Source organism: Rhodoblastus acidophilus, assembly GCF_900187365.1.
In the GTDB taxonomy this organism is placed as follows: domain Bacteria; phylum Pseudomonadota; class Alphaproteobacteria; order Rhizobiales; family Beijerinckiaceae; genus Rhodoblastus; species Rhodoblastus acidophilus.
This window is the reverse complement of record NZ_FYDG01000070.1, coordinates 1-1,239: the sequence shown is the minus strand read 5'-3', so window position 1 is coordinate 1,239 and position 1,239 is coordinate 1. Positions and strand designations below refer to the sequence as shown.

Annotated in this window: 1 protein-coding gene; it reads right to left on the bottom strand. The window is 62.5% G+C overall.

Translation table 11 applies throughout. The features are described 5' to 3' along the window. A partial coding sequence (locus CFB24_RS22250) for a HAMP domain-containing protein (RefSeq protein WP_141098596.1) occupies positions 1 to 1,112 on the bottom strand: 1,112 nt, incomplete at its 3' end. Positions 1,113 to 1,239: the final 127 nt, after the last annotated feature.

The following is a 1,239-nucleotide window of genomic DNA, read 5'->3' as shown; positions in this document are numbered from 1 at the left end:
GCGTCCTTGGCCGACTGGCGCGCGATCTTCTCGGTCTGGGCGGCGTTGTCGGCGTTCTGCTTGATGTTGGCGGCCATTTCCTCCATCGCCGAGGACGCTTCCTCGGCGGCGGAGGCCTGTTCGGTCGCGCCCTGGGCGATCTGCTCGGCGGCGGAGGACAGCTGCTGGCTGCCGGAAGACACATTGCCGGAGGCGGTCAGGGCGTCGGTGACGACGGCGCGCAGGCGCTCGACCATCCGCGTCAGCGCATGGCCCAACGTGTCCTTGTCTGACAGCGGCTTGGGCGAAACCAGCAGGTCGCCGTCGGCGATTTTGGCGGCGACGCTCGCCGTCTCGCGCAGATTGGCTGTCATGCGGCGCAGCGTGATGATCAGGTCGCCGATTTCGTCATTGGCCTTGTAGTCGATTTCGCTTTCGAGATCGCCGATCGCCACAGCTTCGGCGGCGGCGATGCCGCGCTTGAGGCCGCGGCCGATGCCGAGCGACATCCACACGGCGACGCCGACCGCGAACAGGGTGGCGGCGGCTATGCAGGACAGCAGTACGGTGCGCGAGGTTTCGTATTGGTGGTTGGTCGCCTCGCTGGTGGCGGCCATGGCGGCGACGGCCTTTTCCGCCAACTGCTCCATCCCGGCGGTGATCTTGTTGTTCCACTCACGAGCCGTGTGCATGCTCAAGTCGGCCGCCTTTGCGTTGGCTTCGGGGGTATTCTCAACGCCAAGCTCTATGATTTTCTTGCGAAGCGGCAGCAATTGCTCGAAGGACTTCTCGATATCGCGAACTTCCTTGACAATTTCCGTGTTGCTGGAGGTCTTCAACTTGGCGGCATACGCTAAGGCCTCCTCGGTCGCCTTGGCTTCCGCCTTCTGGTAATTGACAACGTCCTCGCGCGCCGTGGCCAAAATAATGTTCTTCTCATAGCGCGCGCTTATGAGAAAAGCGGAGCTCAGCCCGCGCACATTGTTGAGGTCGTTGGCCGGCCCCTGCACCAGATTGGTGATCGCGCCCTGCAAGCTCGAGAGATTGGAAATGGCCAGGGCGCCCATCGCCCCGACGAGGGCGATGAGGAAGGCGAAGGCCAGGGCGAGCTTGAGTTTGATGGTGATGCGCATGACGATCCTCTTAAAATTCACTTTCCTGTAATTCAGGCTTTGGGATAACGGATGATTTCGGCGTCGTTTTCGGGGGCTTTGGCGTGGAGGAGGGCGTGGAGGTCGGGCAGGATGACGACGGCGTCGG